Annotated in this window: 17 protein-coding genes; 10 read left to right on the top strand and 7 right to left on the bottom strand. The window is 67.8% G+C overall.

Annotated features, from left to right (window positions below):
• Positions 1–35 precede the first annotated feature (35 nt).
• On the top strand, positions 36–563 hold the full coding sequence (locus AB0I35_RS00250) for a hypothetical protein (protein WP_357392979.1): 528 nt from the start codon (positions 36–38) through the stop codon (positions 561–563).
• Between the two features lie 235 nt (positions 564–798).
• Complete coding sequence (gene rsgA / locus AB0I35_RS00255; RefSeq protein ID WP_357392981.1) at positions 799–1,830, top strand: ribosome small subunit-dependent GTPase A; 1,032 nt, start codon at positions 799–801, stop codon at positions 1,828–1,830.
• A gap of 194 nt (positions 1,831–2,024) precedes the next feature.
• On the opposite strand, the gene AB0I35_RS00260 is transcribed toward rsgA, so the two are convergent.
• Together AB0I35_RS00260 and AB0I35_RS00265 are read right to left on the bottom strand one after the other, a co-directional pair.
• The gene (locus AB0I35_RS00260) at positions 2,025–3,923 is read right to left on the bottom strand and encodes a glycosyltransferase (protein WP_357392983.1); all 1,899 of its coding nucleotides are present in this window, start codon (positions 3,921–3,923) and stop codon (positions 2,025–2,027) included.
• 110 nt (positions 3,924–4,033) lie between these two features.
• The gene (locus AB0I35_RS00265; RefSeq protein ID WP_357392985.1) at positions 4,034–4,564 is read right to left on the bottom strand and encodes a GtrA family protein; all 531 of its coding nucleotides are present in this window, start codon (positions 4,562–4,564) and stop codon (positions 4,034–4,036) included.
• A gap of 128 nt (positions 4,565–4,692) precedes the next feature.
• On the opposite strand from AB0I35_RS00265, the gene AB0I35_RS00270 reads away from it, so the two are divergent.
• Complete coding sequence (locus AB0I35_RS00270; RefSeq protein ID WP_357392987.1) at positions 4,693–5,658, top strand: glycosyltransferase; 966 nt, start codon at positions 4,693–4,695, stop codon at positions 5,656–5,658.
• Positions 5,655–7,172: a DUF2142 domain-containing protein gene (locus AB0I35_RS00275; protein WP_357392989.1), complete on the top strand. Its 1,518-nt coding sequence runs from the start codon at positions 5,655–5,657 to the stop codon at positions 7,170–7,172. Before AB0I35_RS00270 ends, AB0I35_RS00275 begins: the two co-directional genes overlap by 4 nt.
• A 25-nt stretch (positions 7,173–7,197) precedes the next feature.
• On the opposite strand, the gene rfbB is transcribed toward AB0I35_RS00275, so the two are convergent.
• Positions 7,198–8,199: a dTDP-glucose 4,6-dehydratase gene (gene rfbB / locus AB0I35_RS00280; RefSeq protein ID WP_357392991.1), complete on the bottom strand. Its 1,002-nt coding sequence runs from the start codon at positions 8,197–8,199 to the stop codon at positions 7,198–7,200.
• Between the two features lie 305 nt (positions 8,200–8,504).
• On the opposite strand from rfbB, the gene AB0I35_RS00285 reads away from it, so the two are divergent.
• Positions 8,505–9,206, top strand: coding sequence for a hypothetical protein (locus tag AB0I35_RS00285; protein WP_357392992.1), 702 nt, complete (start codon positions 8,505–8,507; stop codon positions 9,204–9,206).
• Positions 9,207–9,320: 114 nt separating this feature from the next.
• Here AB0I35_RS00285 and AB0I35_RS00290 read toward each other — a convergent pair whose 3' ends face one another.
• Positions 9,321–10,370: an alpha/beta hydrolase gene (locus AB0I35_RS00290; protein WP_357392994.1), complete on the bottom strand. Its 1,050-nt coding sequence runs from the start codon at positions 10,368–10,370 to the stop codon at positions 9,321–9,323.
• Positions 10,371–10,612: 242 nt separating this feature from the next.
• Between AB0I35_RS00290 and rfbA the strand changes: the two genes are divergently transcribed.
• Both rfbA and rfbC read left to right on the top strand, forming a co-directional pair.
• The gene (rfbA, locus tag AB0I35_RS00295; RefSeq protein ID WP_067494815.1) at positions 10,613–11,485 is read left to right on the top strand and encodes a glucose-1-phosphate thymidylyltransferase RfbA; all 873 of its coding nucleotides are present in this window, start codon (positions 10,613–10,615) and stop codon (positions 11,483–11,485) included.
• 3 nt (positions 11,486–11,488) lie between these two features.
• Entirely contained in the window at positions 11,489–12,037 is a 549-nt protein-coding gene (gene rfbC / locus AB0I35_RS00300; RefSeq protein WP_357392996.1) for a dTDP-4-dehydrorhamnose 3,5-epimerase, read from the top strand.
• Positions 12,038–12,088: 51 nt separating this feature from the next.
• Here rfbC and AB0I35_RS00305 read toward each other — a convergent pair whose 3' ends face one another.
• The gene (locus AB0I35_RS00305; protein WP_357392998.1) at positions 12,089–13,552 is read right to left on the bottom strand and encodes an MFS transporter; all 1,464 of its coding nucleotides are present in this window, start codon (positions 13,550–13,552) and stop codon (positions 12,089–12,091) included.
• 85 nt (positions 13,553–13,637) lie between these two features.
• On the opposite strand from AB0I35_RS00305, the gene AB0I35_RS00310 reads away from it, so the two are divergent.
• Positions 13,638–14,036 carry a MarR family transcriptional regulator gene (locus AB0I35_RS00310; RefSeq protein WP_067494823.1) on the top strand — a complete coding sequence of 133 codons (399 nt, stop codon included), beginning with the start codon at positions 13,638–13,640 and terminating at the stop codon, positions 14,034–14,036.
• A gap of 4 nt (positions 14,037–14,040) precedes the next feature.
• Here the strand turns inward: AB0I35_RS00310 and AB0I35_RS00315 are convergent, their stop codons facing one another.
• The gene (locus tag AB0I35_RS00315; RefSeq protein WP_357393000.1) at positions 14,041–14,886 is read right to left on the bottom strand and encodes a helix-turn-helix transcriptional regulator; all 846 of its coding nucleotides are present in this window, start codon (positions 14,884–14,886) and stop codon (positions 14,041–14,043) included.
• Between the two features lie 121 nt (positions 14,887–15,007).
• Complete coding sequence (locus AB0I35_RS00320; RefSeq protein ID WP_357393002.1) at positions 15,008–15,613, bottom strand: DUF4282 domain-containing protein; 606 nt, start codon at positions 15,611–15,613, stop codon at positions 15,008–15,010.
• A 180-nt stretch (positions 15,614–15,793) separates the two neighbouring features.
• On the opposite strand from AB0I35_RS00320, the gene AB0I35_RS00325 reads away from it, so the two are divergent.
• Positions 15,794–16,285: a hypothetical protein gene (locus AB0I35_RS00325; RefSeq protein WP_357393004.1), complete on the top strand. Its 492-nt coding sequence runs from the start codon at positions 15,794–15,796 to the stop codon at positions 16,283–16,285.
• Positions 16,286–16,393: 108 nt separating this feature from the next.
• Positions 16,394–18,556, top strand: a complete 2,163-nt coding sequence (locus AB0I35_RS00330; protein ID WP_357393006.1) for a molybdopterin-dependent oxidoreductase — start codon at positions 16,394–16,396, stop codon at positions 18,554–18,556.
• The last annotated feature ends 38 nt before the right edge of the window (positions 18,557–18,594 follow it).

Consider the following 18,594-nt stretch of genomic DNA (forward strand, 5'->3'; position numbering starts at 1 on the left):
ATAGATCCTAGGGCTCGCGACATAGGATTCGCCAGGTGACCTTACGAACGAGTTTCGCGTCCACCGCCGCCGCCGTTCTCGCAGGCAGCGCGCTGTGCCTGGCCGTGCCCGGCACCGCCGCCGCCGCCGACACCTGTCAGCTCGGCGCCTCCAATGTCGGCCCCCGCTCCTGCGTGATGAACGAAGTGCGCACGGCCCCGGTGCCCACGCTCGGCAACGGCGTGTGCTTCGGCATCGTCAATGTCGGCGGCACCGCGTTCGACGGACCGCTCAACGACCCGAGCGTGGCGCCCGGCGCCACCCACAGCATCTCGCTGCGCATCTCGCACGGCTTGCTCGGCAACATGGCGCCCGCCCTGCTCACCTGCGATGTGAACGTCATCGTCGACTGGCGGAACCTGGACAACGGCGTCACCGGCTCCATGACGCATTTCGTGCCCGCTCGGCACAACAGCACCTACCCGTTCCAGGTGATCGCCCCCACCGGCCCCGGCCGGTTCCAGCTCACCGTCCGGACCGACCGGCCGAGCCTGCCCGCCTCGACCGAGGTTGTCGTTCCCTGACCTGCGTCGATGCCTCCGGCGAGCCGCTCGGGCTCTTGCCGGGATAAATCGGTTGTGCGGTGCCGCGGGTATGCGGCACAGTAGGAGCAACGTTGGAGAGGAGGTGGATGTCCGTGAGTACAGACGTGTGGATTGCCGTGCCCGGGGTGCGCGATGGCGCGCCGACTGTTCCGGACATCACCTCTACTCGCTGAGCCCGACGTCGGGCTCGGCGCCCGACGAAGGACTTCCACCGATGGTCGACTACGACCTGCTCGTCCCTTACGGCTGGACCGAAGCCGTAGCTTCCGAATATCTCCCGCTGCTCGGCGATCTCGTGCCCGCACGCATCGTCCGGATGGATCGCAGCGAATGCGATGTGGTCGCACCGGGCGGCCCCGCTCGTGCCGCCTGCCCGCGTGACATCACCGGCTTGTGCACCGGCGACTGGGTCGGTCTGGACGCCGAAGGCACTGTGCGCCTGCTGCTTCCGCGCCGCTCGGCGATCATGCGATCGTCGGTGTCGGGGCGCTCGGTCGCCCAGGTCCTCGCCACCAATGTCGACACTGTGCTGATCTGCAGTGCCGCCGACGGTGACGTCGACCTGGGACGGATCGAGCGGATGCTCGCCCTCGCCTGGGAGAGCAATGCCCAGCCCGTGGTCGTGCTCACCAAAGCCGATGCGGCGGATCACCTTCCGCTCGACGAGGTGCGTGCGGTCGCGCCGGGGGCGACGGTGCTCGCGGTGAGCGCCGCCGCCGAAACTGGGCTGGATGTGCTCACGGCCGTGCTGCACGGCACGGTTGCCTTGATCGGGCCGTCCGGCGCGGGCAAGTCGACCCTTGCCAACGCCCTGCTCGGCGCGGAAGTGTTCGCCACCAACGCTGTTCGCGCGGTCGACGGCAAGGGCCGCCACACCACCGTCCACCGGGAACTGCGACCACTACCCGGCGGCGGCACCCTCATCGACACACCGGGTCTACGCGGCATCGGCCTCTACGACGCCGCCGACGGTATCGGCAAAACCTTCAGCGACATCGAATCCCTCGCCGCTGAGTGCCGTTTCGCCGACTGCGCGCACGAGACCGAACCGGGCTGCGCGGTCCAGGCGGGCATCGCCGACGGCACCATCACCGAGCGCCGCCTCACCAGCTACCGCAAGCTGGCGAAGGAGAACGAGTGGATGGCCGCGCGCACCGACAAGCGCCTGGCCGCCGAACGCGAACGCGCGTGGCGCTCCATCGCCCGCCAGCACCGCAAGCAGTACCGCGACCGCGGCTACCGCTGACCTGGTCAGCCGATCACCACGCTCTGGTGGCGGAAGCCTCTCGGGAAACGCCGCCACCACAGCGTGGTGATCTTGATCGGCGACGGCGACCGCGTGCGCCCGGTCGCGACGATGACCTGGTCAGGCGATCACCAGGCTCTGGTGGCGGAGGACTCTCGGCCGATGCCGCCACCAGAGCCTGATGATCTTGATCGTCAGCTGGGGTCGATGCCGTAGAGGCGGGCCCAGTTCTCACGGCTGGTGAGTTCGGGGACCGCCGCGCGGTATTCGGCCTGGAGCCTGGGGAGTTCGCGGCGGAGTTTGCGTAGCGTGCGGTAGGTGCGGATGAGCAGGGCGCGGGCACGGGCCTTGTCGCGGCGGCGCACGCGGACACCCGACTGGGAGGCGTCGGTGACGACCACGTGGTCGAACAGGCCCACATGCCACCAGTGCGCGTCCTCGCGGGTGACACCGATCAGGCCGTGCTGGGTGCGCCCGGTCCACTGCATGATCGCGCGCTTGATGAGCACGAGGGTGATGCGGCTGGGCTCACCGCTTGCCCGGCGCACCTGGATCTCGGCGGAGTTCACCGGCGGGGTCGCGGCGGGGTGCTTGATGGTCTCCGGATAGTCGTTGCGGGAGGTGCGGGCCGCGGCCAGCGCCTCGATTCCGCCGTCGCGCAACACCTTCGGACCCTTCATGAAGTCCTCGATGCCCTGCAGGGTGGTATGCACCAGGCCGTACTGCATGCCGACGAGGTGTTCGGCGATGTAGCGGAAGAAGTCCTTGGTGACGGCCTTGCCGTCGAGGTCGGTGTGCAGGGCGCCGACGATGAGCGAGTTGCGCGTGGAGAAGTAGCGCGCCCAGTCGTCGTAGTCCTTCCAGTAGAAGTCGGCGTGCCAGACGGCGGCGTTGGGCAGGGTGACGGTGACGAAACCGTGCTCGCGGGCCCGGATGCCGTATTCGACGTCGTCCCACTGGAAGAAGATCGGAACCGGAAGACCGATCTTCTTCACGACCTCGGCCGGGATCAGGCAGGTCCACCATGCGTTGTAGCCCGCGTCGACGCGGCGCTCCTGGTTCTTCTTGAGCATGGAGGTGTTGCGCAGCGCCTTGGGCACCTTCTGACCGTGCTTGAGCTCGCCCAGGCGCACGTCCTCGGCGCCGACGTTGAGGTAGTCGGGGTTGAGCAGGAACAGCATCTGCGCGCCGACCAGCGTCGGCTCGACCGTCAGGTTCGCGAACGCCTGCAGCCGCAGGACGGTCTCGGGTTCGCAGAGGATGTCGTCGTCCATCAGGATGACGTCGGCATGCTCGTTGGCCGCCGACACCTCGTACAGGCCGCGGGTGAAACCGCCCGCGCCACCGAGATTGGGCTGACGGATGTAGCGCAGCTTGTCCCCGAAATCGGGGCGGACCTGCTGGAACAGCGGTCGGTTCTCGACCAGGTCGGTGCCCTGGTCCACGACGTAGACCGCGTCGATGGCGGCCAGCACCGTGGGGTCCGAGGCCAGCGCGGCGACGGTGTGGGCGCAGTCCTCGGCCCGGTTGAAGGTGCAGATCGCGATGGCGACCGGGCGAACCGCCTCGGGCGCCTTGGCGGTCCAGCTCAGCTCGGTGATGTCGAGTTCGCCGCCGAGCGCGTCGAACTCGAGCCACAGGGCGCCACCGTCGACGTACTGGTCGAGCGGCGCGGTCAGGCTCACGAACCCGCTGCTGGTCGCCACCAGCGAGGCGACGATGCGGCGGTGGCCGGCGATATCGGAGGCGACCAGGCGCACGTTCGCCTTGTTCCCCACCTGCAGATTCGCGGTGGCGGTCACCTCGGTGACGGTGGTCCAGCGCTGCCAGTAGCTCGCGGCGAACCGGCCGAAATAGGTGTTGGTGTGCGCGGTCGCGCCCTTGGGCAGGTGCAGCGACAGGCGCTCGCGGATAGCGGCACCGCCCTTGACGACGGCGTAGAGTTCGTCGCTCACCCGGGCCGACGGGCCGGTGAAGATGCCCCTGGCCAGGACCAAGCGTTCGGGTGCCGAGTGTTCACCACGCAGTGACGCGGGTGCGGCCTCGTGCCGTTCGTTCGATTCGGTCACGACTCGAGTAGCCGACTGCTCCATGAAGTCCTCGAAATTCTCGGTATCGACTGCGCCGACGCAAGCAGTCACGTAAGGAAAGGGCGGCGCGGCGGGCGGGGTGAGGATATCAATCACCGCCGGGCCGGGCGCCGTCAGTGAGGGGTAACAGCACCCCGCGCGTGTTGCTCACCGGTAGCCTCGGCGCCGGTGAACACGAATTTGTCGTAGGCCCAATAACGGAATATGACAGCAAGCGTCTGGCCGATGACGGTCGCGGAAATGTTGTCCGACAGCGGCGACGACAGGTCGAGCACATAGCGGGAAAAGCCGAGGCAGCCCAGTTGCAGGCCGATCGCCACGACATTCACCAACGCGTACAACAGGTATTCGCGGCCCGCACTGCCGGACTTCTTGTGCGCGAAGGTCCACCACTTGTTGCCGAAGTAGGTGACCACCGTCGCCACCACGATCGCGACGACTTTCGCGGTGAGCGGGGAGTGATAGAGCACACCTTCGGTCAGCGACAATCCGCCGCCCCAGAACACCAGCAGGTTGTACGTACCGGCGTCGACGAGGAAACCGACCGCGCCGACGACGAGGAACGCCGCCCCCTGCCGCAACGCCGTCGTCACCTTCGTCAGCAGCGAAGCGGGGGCGGGCTCGGACAGATCAGGGTGGGACACGGGCCGACGGTACACCGAGAACCCGCGTGTCCCCGAGTTACGCTCGGCGAACCGGATGAGCGCCGAAGACCTGTGCTGTGTACCCTCCCGGTGACCCTTTTAATGCCTACATCTGAGGATTGACCCGGGTGGACTCCACCGAGCTTCGCATTGCCGCCGTGGTCCCCTGCCACAACGAAGAGGCCGCGGTCGCCAAGGTCGTCGCCGACCTGAAGGCCGCCGTGCCGGGGATCGTCGTCTACGTCTACGACAACCTGAGCACCGACCGCACCGCCGAATGCGCCCGCGAGGCCGGGGCGATCGTGCGCTACGAGAACACCAAGGGCAAGGGCAACGTGGTTCGCCGCGCCTTCGCCGATATCGAGGCCGACGTCTACCTGATGATCGACGGCGACGACACCTACGAGGCGTCGGCCGCACCGCTGATGATCAAGACCCTGCTCGAGGGCCCCTACGATCACGTGCTCGGGGTGCGCAAGCAGGACGAGGACACCAACGCCTACCGGTCCGGGCACGAGACCGGCAACAAGGTGCTCAACGGCGTGGTCGGCAAGGTGTTCGGCGACAATGTCGAAGACATGCTGAGCGGTTTCCGGGTGTTCTCGCGCCGCTTCGTCAAGAGCTTCCCCGCCGTCTCCCGCGAGTTCGAGATCGAGACCGAACTGACCGTGCACTCGCTGCACCTGCGGGTTCCGCAGACCGCGGTGCAGGTGGGTTTCCGTGACCGCCCCGCGGGCAGCGAATCGAAGCTGCGCACCTACCGCGACGGCACCAAGATCCTCGCGCTGATCCTCGGCCTGGCCAGGCACGAACGCCCGGTCGCCTTCTACGGCCTGTTCGGCACGCTGGCCCTGCTGTTCTCGGTGATCCTCACCGTGCCGATCGTGATCGAGTTCTACAACACCAACGAGGTGGCGCGGTTCCCGACGCTGTTCTTCGCGTTCACGCTGATGCTGCTCGGCTGCCTGGCCTGGACCGCGGGGCTGATTCTGGACGGCATCCGCCGGTCGCGGCACGAAGCGGCGCGGTTGGTGTACCTGCGGTATTCGGCCGTCGGCGAGAGTGCGGACATCGCGGCCGGAGACCGTCGGTGACCAGCACCGTCGAGCCGGAAACCGTCGCCGCCGAACAGGTACCCGCGACCGAACGCAAAGACCGCCTGCCCGCCCCCGTCCGTTCGCTGACCGGCCGGTTCGGTGCCGCGACGGTGGCGTTCGCCGTGCTCGCGACGGTGTTCGGCGCGCTGTTCGCCGTGCTCACCCCCGCGTTCTGGGGCCACGACGAGATCACCCAGTTCGGGCGCGCCTACCAGGTGGCGCACGGCGGGGTGTTCCCGCAGCGCATCCACGACGATCGCGGCGTCGCCTACGGCGGGCAGATCCCGGTGAGCATCGACGAGCTCATGGGCTACGCGTTCCGCGACTACAACGACAACCCCGAGGAACCGGGCGCGATGGTCGCCGACCCCGGCGCCTACGACCGCCTCGCCGGTGCCGACATCTCCTCGGCGACCCGGCCGATGTGGTTCACCAACACCGCCGCCTACTCCCCCGTGCCGTATGTGCCTGCCGCCGTGGGCATCCGGGCAGGCGAGGCGCTCGGCCTGAACATCGGCGGGATGTACCTGCTCACCCGGCTGGCCGGGTTGGCGGCCTATCTCGCGGTGGTCGGGTTCGGGCTCTACGCCCTGCGGCAGCGGCGCAGCCAGTGGCTGGTTTTCACCGTCGCCGTGCTGCCGATCGCGCTGTTCCAGGCGGGCACCGTCACCGCCGACACACTCACCAACGCGCTGGCCATTCTGGTATCGGCGCTGCTGGTGAAGGCACTGTTCATCGGTGACCGGCTGAGCAAGCCCGAGACCGCCGCCCTGCTGGCCGCCACGATCGCGCTGCCGCTGAGCAAACCCGCCTACGTGCTGCTGGCCATGCTGATCGTGGTCGTGCCCGCCGAACGCCTCGGTTTCACGGGCAAGCTGAAAGTGCTGCCGTGGGTCTTCGCGATCACCGGCGGCACGCTGTTCCTGGTCTGGACCAAGATCGCCGCGCCGACCGGCGACGGCATGAGCCTGATGCGCCCACCGCACCAGTGGGGTCAGGTGCGTCCGGGTGACCAGCTGCGCGGGATCCTCGGCGACCCGCTGCACTTCGTGCACACCTTCGGCGAGAGCATCGCCCTGCGCGATCACCGCTGGTTCAACCAGTTCTTCGGTGAACTCGGCTTCGCCTACGTCGACGCGCCCGCGCTGACGATGCTGGCCTGCCTGATCGCGTTCGCGGTGAGCTTCGGCATCGCCGACCTGCTGACCAGCACGCCGCGCCGCACCCTGATCGTCGCGGCGACGGTGCTCGCCAGCGTGGCGATGGTCTACGTGACGCTGTACATGTCGTTCACGCCGGTGGACTACTACATCATCGACGGCGTGCAGGGCAGGTACTTCGTGCCGCTGGCCGTCCTCGGTATCGCGGTGGTGATCCGCTGGGTGCCACTGCGGCTGCGCGATGCCGACGGTGTCGTCCCGACCCGCGGACCGGGACTCACCGTGGCCTGCGCGTCGCTGATCGCGCTGATCGCCGCTGCCGCAACGTATTACACCGTCGTCTGGGGCTGAACCCCGCGGACGACGGTGTAGTCCGTCAGAGTTTCTGTTCGCCCGCGGCGGCGTAGGCGCGTTCGGTGTCGGCCTTCTTCGGCCGCCACCAGTCCTCGTTCTCGCGGTACCAGGTGATGGTGTCGGCCAGCCCGGCCCGGAAGTCGCTGTAGCGCGGCGACCAGCCGAGTTCCGTGCGCAGCAGGCTCGCATCGATCGCGTAGCGCTGATCGTGGCCGGGCCGGTCGGTGACGTGGTCGAAATCGGTGGGATCGCGATCGAACGCTTCCAGAATCAACTGCACAACGGTGAGATTGTCGAGTTCACCATCGGCGCCGATGAGATAGGTCTGCCCGATTCGGCCGCGCTCGAGAATGTCCCAGACCGCGCGATTGTGGTCGTCGACGTGAATCCAGTCGCGCACCTGATGACCGGCACCGTACAAACGCGGGCGCACGCCGTCGATCAAATTGGTGATCTGGCGTGGGATGAATTTCTCCACGTGCTGATACGGGCCGTAATTGTTGGAACAGTTCGACAGCGTGGCACGCACACCGAAGGAACGGGTCCAGGCGCGCACGAGCAGATCGCTGCCCGCTTTCGTCGCCGAATACGGGCTCGACGGGTTGTAGGCCGTTGTTTCGGTGAAGGCGGGGTCGTCGGGGGTGAGGTCGCCGTACACCTCGTCGGTGGAAACGTGGTGGTAGCGCACGTCGTGGCGGCGCACGGCCTGCAGCAGCGAGTAGGTGCCGACGATATTGGTCTGCACGAAGGGCCACGGCTCGGCGAGCGAGTTGTCGTTGTGGGATTCGGCGGCGAAATGCACAACCGCGTCGACACCGCTGACGAGATTGTCGACGAGGTCGAGATCGGCGATGTCGCCGTGGACGAATTCGATGCGGTCGGCCACCGGATCGAGCGACGCGCGGTTTCCGGCGTAGGTGAGCACGTCGAGGACGGTCACCGCTACGTCGGGGCGCGTGGCCACCGTCTGCTGGACGAAATTCGCACCGATGAATCCGGCCCCGCCGGTAACGAGCACTCGCACGTCGACAACGATACGTGCTCGCGATCGGGGACAGAAAGCGAACCGGCACTCGCCCAGGTAGAAACAGTCACGGTATTTACACCGTGATGTCCGTCACACCGGCTCCGTTCAGGTTACGGCCCGGGGTCTGCTTTCCTGAGAAAAACCCTAGTCGGCACTCAGGTTGCTAGGTGCGCACCGGCCCCGGGGTATCAACGGTGAACAGAATTTGAATAGAAGTACACAGGTGGTTCACCGCTCGTTAGCTGCGGGGGCTTTTGATCATCGGGTCCCCTCCGAACGCTCCAACATCGAGGTTCAACAAAATGCTGATGAGGAAATTCGCCGCCACTTCGGCGCTGCTGATCGCTGCCATGGGCGTCGCCGCCGGCACCGCGCACGCCGAAGAGGCCCCGGCCGCCGCTGCCCCGATCAACTACACCGCCGAAATCGTCGAGGACTCGAAGGCCGTCGTCACCACCGACGCCGGCTCGATGGTCGTCGAGGACAATGTCCTGAAGATCAAGGCGGCCGACGGCACCGTCGTCGCGGGCACCCCGTTGGCGTTCCGCATCGAAGAGCACGAGCTCCCGATCGTGGCCGAGATCTCCGGCAACACCGCCACCCTGACCCCGGTGATGGACCCGGCCAAGGCCGTCTACAAGCCGGTCGCCCTGCCTTACGAGGCGCAGGCGCCCTGGAAGACCGAGTACGACCGTGAGGTCGCGGCGTTCAACCGCCTGAAGGACACCATCTCCGTCGGCGCCACCATGGGTGCCCTCGTCGGTGGCCTCGGTGGCGCGGCTGTCGGCTGCATCGCCGGTGCCGGTGCGGGCCTGGTCCTGACCGGTGCCCTCCTCGCCCTGTTCGGCGCGGGCCCGCTGGCCGGCTGCATCGCCGGTGCCGCCGCTGTCGGCTTCCTCGGTGTGCTGGCCGGTCAGCTGTTCGTCACCGCTCCGGTCGCCATCGGTGCGGCGATCCAGTACTTCGCCACCGTCACCTCGCCGTTCACCCCGCCGGCCAAGTGATTCCGGTTCGGAACGTGCGATAACCGCACTCGCGTAAGCACATTCGCGAGCAGGTACGCCAGGTGCCCCGCTGCGACTCGACAGAGTTGCGGCGGGGCACCTGTCGTTTCGGGGTCAGGCGGTGCGGGCACGTTCGGCGGGCGCCACCGCTTCCCGCACGAACTTGGCGACCCGTCCGAGCGCCGAACGGCTCTCCGGCATGTCCGGCAGGATGCTCATGAAGGCGTGCACCTGCCCCCGCCACAGCTCGAGTGTGTGCGGCACACCCGCCGCACCGAGCCGATGGGCCATGAGTTCGCAGTCGTAGCGCAGCAATTCGTCTTCGGCCGCGATCAGCAGTACCGGGGGCAACCCGGCCAGGTCGGCGTTGACCGGCGAGAGCTTCGCGTCGAGCGGACCCTCGTGCTCGGCGCCGAGACGGACCACGGCCTCCAGCCCGGCCAGCGGAATGTAGGCGTCGCGGCGCACGTTCACGTAGTCCTTCTTCGCCCGGTAGTCCAGATCGAGCAGCGGACTCAAGCCGACGAGACCGGCGGGCAGCGGCAATCCGATGTCGCGGGCGCGCAGCGCGGTGGCGAAGGTGAGGAACCCACCCGCCGAGTCACCGGCGAAGACGATGCGGCCCGGGTCGGCGCCGTGGCGCAGCAGCCAGCGGTAGGCCAGGACGCAGTCGTCGATGGCGGCGTCGATCGAACCCGGCAGCTGACGGTATTCCACATTGAGCACCGGCAGCCCGGTCCGCCTGGCCAGCCCGGCGGCGATGGCCCGATGGGTCGACAACCCGCAGACGGCGAAGCCGCCGCCGTGCAGATACAGCAGCGCGCCGTGGCGCAGCGCCCGCGAGGCGCCGGCGGGACGGATCATCTCCATCTTGAACCCGTCGAGCTGGATCTGTTCGCGCTCGATGCCCATCGGTTCGGGGCGCAGGCGCGCGAGCAGGTCGACGGCGATTCCGCCGAGGGGAATGGTCCTCCGGTTGATGGGCACGGTGCGCAACAGCGGTCCGACTACGCCGACGCAGGCACCCATCAGCACTCGTGACGAGGTGCTCGTCCGCCCGGAGTTGACGACGATTCCCGCCGCCTTCGGGCTGGTGGTGACCCTGGGGACAGCGGGGACGATCCCGCCCAACACACCGGGCCTGCCGATCTTCGAGGCTTCCATCGCGCACCTACCTCACACTGGCGCGTCGACTCGTTGGCCCGGGTGCGAGCCCCGGATCGGATGTCGACGCTGACATCTAACACAGTGATGTTTCACACATCGACGCTCACATAATCAGATGAACGCCGTCGTGTCCCAGTTATCGACCGACACACCCGGATGCGAAACGTTCGTGATCAATTCGTCCACGTGTCGGAACCTCCCCGTCTCCTGCGGCACCCGAGCTGGCAGACTTGCCACCTATGCGCGGAATCATCTTGGCGGGCGGCACCGGATCGCGGCTGCACCCGATCACGCGCGGGGTGAGCAAGCAGCTCGTCCCGGTCTACGACAAACCGATGGTGTACTACCCCTTGTCCACCCTCATGTTGGCAGGGATCGACGACATTCTCGTCATCACCACGCCGGAGGATGCCGAGGCGTTCACCCGGTTGCTCGGTGACGGCAGCCAGTTCGGGGTGTCGATCAGCTATGTGGTCCAGCCCGAACCCGACGGCCTGGCCAGGGCTTTCGTGCTCGGCGCCGACCACATCGGCACCGAACCCGCCGCGCTCGTGCTCGGCGACAACATCTTCCACGGCCCCGGCCTCGGCGCCAGCCTGCACCGCTTCCACGACATCGACGGCGGCGCGGTGTTCGCCTACTGGGTGAGCGACCCCACCGCCTACGGCGTGGTGGAGTTCGTGGACGGTCGCGCGGTCTCCATCGAGGAGAAGCCGAAGGTGCCGCGCTCCAACTACGCCATCCCCGGTCTGTACTTCTACGACAACGACGTGGTCGAGATCGCGCGCGAGCTGCGTCCGTCGGCGCGCGGGGAGTACGAGATCACCGACATCAACCGCGCCTATCTCGAGCAGGGCAGGCTCAGCGTCGACGTGCTCGCGCGCGGCACCGCCTGGCTCGACACCGGCACCTTCGACTCGTTGCTCGACGCCGCCAACTACGTGCGGACCATCGAGGAACGCCAGGGCCTCAAGATCGGGGTGCCCGAGGAGGTGGCGTGGCGGCGCGGGCTGATCTCCGACGACCAGCTGTGCGAACTGGCCGAGCCGATGGTTCGCTCCGGCTACGGCCGCTACCTGCTCGACCTGATCGACCGCGGAAAAGACTGGTAGCGCATGGAGATCCGTGAACTGGCCATCCCCGGCGCGTGGGTGGTCACTCCCCGCCTGCTCGGCGACGACCGTGGCATGTTCTGTGAGTCGTTCAAGGCCTCGGAGTTCGAGAAGGCCACCGGGCGGCCCTTCGACCTGCACCAGGTGAACACCTCGGTGTCGGCGGCGGGAGTGCTGCGCGGCATCCACTACACCGAGGACCCGCCCGGTCAGGCCAAGTACGTGACGTGTGTGCGCGGCGCCTTTCTCGACGTGGTCGTCGACCTGCGACCGGGTTCGCCCACCTACGGCCGCTGGGACAGCGTGCTGCTCGACGACGTGGACCGCCGCTCGGTGTTCCTGTCCGAGGGCCTCGGCCACGCCATCCTCTCGCTGGAGAACTACTCGACGGTGACCTACCTGTGCTCGCTCGAGTACACCCCCGAATTCGACCGTGACCTGGACGCTTTCGACCCCCGGCTGGCCATCGACTGGCCGACGCAAGGCCGCGACGGCCGTCCGCTCACCTTCATCCGCTCCGCCAAGGACGAGGCAGCGCCGGGGTTCGCCTGATACGCCGAATGGCACCACCTGCGAAAGGTGGTGCCGTTCAGCGCTTTCGGATCAGACCGTCTGGAGCACCTTCTCCTCGACCACCGGCGCGTCGGTGACCCGCTTACGCGGCCAGAAGACGGTGAGCGCGACCAGCGCGCCGAGCACCGTGACACCGGCGGCGAACTCGAGGCCCGGCCGGTAGGTGTCGAGCATCTGCTGCGGCGAGGTGCCGTGCGCGGTGCCGGAGGTGACGATGGCGGTGGTCACCGCGAGCACCACGGCCGCGCCGACCTGCATCGAGGTCTGCAGCACACCGGCCGCCAGGCCCTGCTCCTCGTCGTCGATACCGCTGGTGGCCTGCACGTTGATGGCGGGGAAGCCCACCCAGCCGATGCCGATCAGCAGGACCGCGGGCAGCAGCACGGTCAGGTAGTCGGGCGCGGTGTCGATCCGCAGGAACAGCAGGTAGCCGACGGCCATCACCGACATGGTCACGGCGATCACCGGGCCGGTGCCGAAGCGGTCGATCAGCTTGTCGGAGAAGAACGCCGAGGCGACGACCAGGATGCCGACCGGCAGCAGCGCCATGGCGAGCTTCAGGGGCGACCAGCCGAGCGTGTCCTGCAGGTACAGCGTGACGATGAACTGCCAGCTGAAGTACGAGCCGGCGACCGCGATGATGGCCAGGCTGGCCCGCACCAGCGACACCTTGCGCAGGATGCCGAGCCGGACCAGCGGGTGGGCGACGCGCTGTTCGGTGACGACGAACGCGGCGAACAGGGCGACCACGGCGATGAACGAGATGACGGTCCGGGCCGAGGCCCAACCGACCTCCGGCGCGGTGACCACGGTGTAGACCAGCAGCAGCATGCCCGAGGTCGACAGCAGCGCGCCGAGCAGATCGTGGCCGCCTTCCTCGGCCTTGCCGTCCTTGGGGATCAGCACGAACGCCGAGATCAGCGCGGCGACGGCGATCGGGACGGGCAGCAGGAAGGTCCAGCGCCAGCCGACGCCGGTCATCAGGCCGCCGAAGAGCAGGCCCATGGAATAGCCGCCCGCGCCGAACACGGTGTAGATGGACAGCGCCTTGTTGCGCGCTTTTCCTTCGGCGAAGGTGGTAGCGATGATCGACAGGCCGGTCGGCGCGGTGAACGCGGCGGCGAGGCCCTTCACGAAGCGGGTGACGATCAGCAGCGTCGGGTCGCTGACCAGGCCACCGATCAGGGACGCCACCGCGAAGACGGCCAGGGCGATGAGGAACACCTTGCGGCGCCCGAGCAGGTCGGCCGTGCGGCCACCGAGCAGCAGCAGACCGCCGTAGCCGAGGACGTAACCGCCCACGAGCCACTGCAGGGTGGTGGTGGACATATCGAGTTCGGCGCCGATGGACGGCAGGGCGACGCCGATCATCGAAACATCGAGACCGTCGAGGAACAGAACAATGCACAGGGTGATCAGCAGGCCCCAGAGGCGAGCGGACCACCGGGTCGGGTCGGTCGCCTCGGCGGCCGAGAGCGTTGCTGGCGAAGTCATGCGGAGGACATTACATGCATGCGCATTTAATGCCAACACATTTAATGCGGTTGCATAGATCGGTCGGGCGCACTAAGATGGCCGCATGTCGAACCCGGCCAACACAGCTCGGCGCAACGAAGCGCCCACCGAGCTGGTCGGCCAGTGGCGCGCATTGCTCGACCGGCACGCCGCCGTGAGCTGCGCACTGGAGAAGGCGCTTCAGAACGAACACCGGATCGGACTCAGCGAGTTCGAGATCCTCGACCGTCTCGTCGACGCGGCCTGCGAGAAATACCGCATGACCGACCTGTCCGGCGACATCTACCTGAGTCAAAGCGCTCTGTCCCGCGCCGTGGCCCGGCTCGAACGCGACGATCTGGTCGAACGCATCACCTGCGACGGCGACCGGCGGGCGTGTTTCGTCAAGCTCACGGAAAAGGGCAGGGCGGTCTACGACCAAGCCCTGCCCACGCACCGTTCGGTGCTCACCGACTCCTGGTAAGGAGCTACACCGTCGCGCTCGCAGCGGCGGTGATGTCGGTGAATGCGGCTCGGTAGCGGTCGAATTCGGCCGGCTTGTCGAGATAGACCGAACCGGCGAAGGTCTCCACGTAGACCACCGGCGGTTCCTGCTTGTCGACCGCGTTGTCACCGTCGAAATCGAGCACGGTGAACCGGCCCGACTCGAGCCCGGCGTGGTAGCCGCAGTCGTCCGGGATCACTCTGATGTCGACGGTCTCGCGTTCGGCCAGCTCGCGCAGCCGCGCACGCTGACCGGCGAGCACCCGATCGTCACCGATCCGGCGCGACAGCACCGACGCGGCGAGCACCACCCGCAACCGCAACGGCGAGCCCGCCCTGGTGAGCAACGCCTGCCTGGCCGCGCTCACCCGCAGCCGCCGTTCCAGGTCGGCGTCGGTGAGTTCGGGGACCGTGCGTTCGAGCAGCGCCCTGGTGTAGTCCTCGGTCTGCAACAGCGCCGGGACCAGGCCGTCCTCGTAGATCGACAGCTCGGCCGCCGCCTCTTCGAGGCCGATGTAGACCTCGAAACCCTCCGGAATCACATCGCCGTAACTCGTCCACCATCCCCTTGCCTTGGTTTCGCGAGCCAGCGCCGCCAACGGTTCCACCTGGTCGGCGGGCGCGCCGTACACCTTGCACATGGCCTCGACATCGAGGCTGCGCAGCGATGTCTGCCCCGTTTCGATCCGCCAGATCTTCGCTTCCGACCACTCGAGTTGCGCCGCCGCGGTTCTGGTGGTCATCCGCGCACGGTTGCGCAGGTCACGTAAGTGCCTGCCCAGCTGCCTGCGCGGCATGGTCGAACCGGTGACGCCCTGCGGTGAAGCCATACTTCCCCCCTGTATCCAAATCCGGCCTCCCCCTTGTCCTCTGGAGGCCGCCGTTCGCAGCTGACGCATCATCAGATCTGCGGACGGATTGTTTCACAACGAATCGGACACCGCGCAAGACCTACTTCTTCTTCCGGAATCGCCAGAACTGAACGGCGCGAACATCTTCGGACAACTGATTCACCGGTTCGGCGACATCGGACAGCGCCTGGAACAGTCCGTCGGCGAGTTCACTGATGTGCTCGACCCGACCCGCGAGCCGGGCGGCGTTGTCGGCGAATTCGAGCATCAACCGCACCGACGCGGCGATGGTGAGCCCGAGCGGAACGGCCACGAGGGCGGCGAGCACACCGAGCACCGCCGAGGCCTTCCACATCAGCACCGTCAGCGCGATCGGCAGGCCGATCGCGAAGGAGATCACGCACAGGATGTAGGCCAGCGGCAGCAGCGTGCGGGTCGCGGGCCTGCGGAATTGCACGTCGAGCAGGGAGCGCAGCGCCTCGGCGCCCCACTGGGTGGCCGAGCTGGTGCTGCGGAACGGATCGTCGAAGCCCGCGTCGCGCGCGAGCCTCATCGCCTCGGCTTCTTCGGAGTCCTCGGCCTGCTCCCGCGAACGCGACGCCGTACGCTTCACGTCGGCCTCTTTCCAAGAGAGCCAGCGAGATTCGGCCTCGAACTCCTCGGCCTCCGGCTCACCGGCCGGGGTGGTGTTCGGCACGTCGGTCATAGTCCGAATCCTGCCCGCTTTCCGACGACACGCCAACACCACGGGGACCGAACCTGCGATAGCGAAGGTTCGTCGAATGAGACGAAGCAGACACTCTCGATTATTTTTCGGAATCCGCGTAACAACTCGGCCACCTTGCGCCGATACGCCCATGAACGCAGGAACAGAGCTCTTCGGGGAATGGAGAACACAGTGCGCACGACGTTTCCGACCAACACTATGGCCGCCGACAAGGGTGCCGCCGCGCTGGACTACGCCGCGCGGGGTTGGAACGTCGCCGAAACCACCAACGGCCTGTGCCTGGTGACCGACGAGAACGTTTCGGCCATCGAGATCACCGGTGAGATGGCAGGCGAGGTTCGCCGCTTCCTGCGCGCCAACAACCTGTCCGGCCCCGTGATCGAGATCCCGGGCGCCGAGCGTCGCGAGATCCACCTGGTGACCGGCGTCGCCAAGGCCACCATGGCCATCGCCGCGATGCGCGAGGCCGGTGTGCTGGTGCACACCGACGGTGCGAGCATCCCGCTGCCGCCCACCCAGCTGGCCGCCGGTTCGGCCGCGTGGGGTGTCGCCCCGTCCGAGGCCCGCTGGATCCCGCCGGTCGTGGCGCTCGGTGCCGCCGTGCGCGCCGCCGCCACCCGCAAGCGCGCCACCCTGACCGTGGCCTGCTGAGGCAGCTTTTCCACAGACGACCCGCGACCGCGACGCCATCCCCACGTCGCCTCGCGGGTTTTCTGCGTTTCCTGGTGCCGAGCGGCCGGGGTGGAGTAGGCATGAACCATGGCTCCGCGTTCGTTGCTTCGCACCTGTCCGCTCTGTGAGGCCGTCTGCGGCCTGAGCATCACCCTCGACGACAACGACCGGGTGCTCTCGGTGCGCGGTGACCGCGACGACCCGTTCAGCAAGGGCTTCCTCTGCCCGAAGGGCGCCGGTTTCGGCAAGCTCGACGACGACCCCGACCTGGTCACCACCCCGCTCATCCGCGACGGCGCCGACTTCCGCCCGGCGAGCTGGGACGAAGCGTTCGACCTGATCGCCGAGCGTTTCGCCGCCGTCCGCGCGGCGCATGGCACCGGCGCCACCGGCATCTACCTCGGCAACCCCACCGCCCACACGGTCGCCGGCGCCCTCTACGCGCCCGCGCTGGTCCGCGCGCTGAGCACCCGGCACGTGTACTCGGCGAGTACCGCCGATCAGATGCCGAAACAGGTGGCCGCCGGGCTGATGTTCGGCGACCCGATGGTCATCCCGGTTCCCGACCTGGACCGCACCGATTACCTGCTCGTGCTCGGTGCCAACCCACTGGAATCCAATGGTTCCCTGTGCACGGCGCCGAACTTCCCCGGCCGGCTGAAGGCGTTGAAGGCGCGCGGCGGCAGGTTCGTCGTGGTCGACCCGCGCGCGACGCGGACGGCGGAGCTGGCCGACGAACACCTGTTCATCCGGCCGGGCACCGACGCGTATCTGCTGTTCGCGGTGGTGCACACGCTGTTCGCCGAGAACCTCGTGGACGTGCGGGTCGACGTCGACGGTCTCGACGAACTCCGCGCGGCCGCACAGGATTTCACCCCCGAGGTCGCGGCCGAACGCACCGGCATTCCGGCCGACACCGTCCGCCGTATCGCCCGCGAGCTGGCCGCCGCGCCGACGGCCGCCGTGTATGCCCGGATCGGCACGTGCACCACCGAATTCGGCACGCTCACCCAGTGGCTCGTCGACGCGGTCAACACGCTCACCGGCAACCTCGACAGCCCCGGCGGCGCCATGTTCGCCACCCCGGCGGCCCTCGGTGTGGTCCGCACAAAACCGTTCCGGCCCGGCCGCTGGACCAGCCGGGTACGCGAATTGCCCGAAACGATGGGCGAATTGCCCGTGGCCACCCTCGCCGACGAACTCGAAACCCCTGGTGACGGCCAGATCCGGGCGCTGGTGACGGTGGCGGGCAACCCGGTGCTCTCGGCGCCGAGCGGTGCGCGACTCGATGTGGGGCTGGCCGGTCTCGACTTCATGGTGAGCGTCGACCGGTACGTCAACGAGACGACCCGGCACGCGAATGTCATTCTGCCGCCGCCTCGTTCGATCCAGTCACCACACTACGACTTCGCGCTGCTGCACTTCGCGGTGCGCAACTACGCGCGCTACTCGCGCCCGCTGGTGCCGCTCGACGGCAGGCCGTCGGAATCGGCGGTGCTGGCCCGGCTCGCGGCGGCTGTGAGCGGGCAACCGCATCGCGGCGACGACGCCCTCGCGGCGATCGACGAACTGGTCATCGCAGGCATGCTGCACAAGGCGGGCATGAGCGAACGGCGCGACGAGCTCGAAGGCGCCGACACCACCGAACAGCGCGTCGACCTGATGCTCAAACTGGGTCCGTACGGCGCGTGGAACGGCGGCGACCTCGGCCTGCGCACCCTGCTCGACAACCCGCACGGCATCGACCTCGGCCCACTTCAGCCGCGTCTGCCAGGGGTGCTGCGGACCGCGTCGGGACGCGTCGACCTGGCACCGCGGCCCTTGCTCGCCGACGTCGCGCGCCTACGGGAGGGGCTCGCGGCGAGTGCACCGCCCATGGTGCTGATCGGGCGCAGGCAGCTGCGTTCCAACAACAGCTGGATGCACAACATCGAGGCACTCGTCGGCGGATCCAACCACTGCACCCTGCACATCCACCCCGACGACGCCGACCGCCTCGGCATCGGCGAGGCGGCCGAGATCACCTCGGCCGCAGGCTCGCTGACCGTGCAAGTGGAACTGACAGCGGCGATCATGCCCGGGGTCGTGAGCCTGCCGCACGGGTGGGGACACGCCACGAGCACCACCCAGTCGGTGGCGCGCGCGCATGCGGGCGTGAATGCCAATGCGCTGACCGACAATTCGATCGTCGACGCGATCACGGGAACCGCCGTCTTCAACGGCGTACCGGTGACGGTAGGACCAGCCTGATCGGTCGTCGTTTTTGGAAATCCCCCAGCAAACCGTGT

Source organism: Nocardia sp. NPDC050378, from assembly GCF_040655675.1.
GTDB lineage: Bacteria > Actinomycetota > Actinomycetes > Mycobacteriales > Mycobacteriaceae > Nocardia > Nocardia coubleae.